We start from the raw sequence: 230 nt of genomic DNA, 5'->3' as shown, positions 1-230 counted from the left end.
TGATCGAGCCACATTATCCGAAAGGTGAAGGTGGCCGTCCGGCCTACCCGTTGATGGCGATGCTGCGTGTGCATCTGCTGCAGAACTGGTTCGGCTACAGCGATCCAGCGATGGAGGAAGCGCTGTACGAAACCACGATCCTGCGCCAGTTTGCCGGGCTGAACCTGGAGCGCATCCCCGACGAAACCACCATTCTCAACTTCCGCCGCTTGCTGGAGAAACACGAGCTG

Annotated in this window: 1 protein-coding gene; it reads left to right on the top strand. The window is 59.1% G+C overall.

The window, feature by feature from the left end; genetic code table 11:
* Positions 1 to 230 (top strand): transposase (locus C661_RS23280; RefSeq protein WP_192812679.1); only part of this gene is annotated, 230 nt, incomplete at both ends.

The organism is Clostridium tunisiense TJ (assembly GCF_000300195.1).
GTDB classification, from domain to species: Bacteria; Bacillota; Clostridia; order Clostridiales; family Clostridiaceae; genus Clostridium_J; species Clostridium_J tunisiense.
This window is presented reverse-complemented; position numbering and strand designations above follow the sequence as displayed.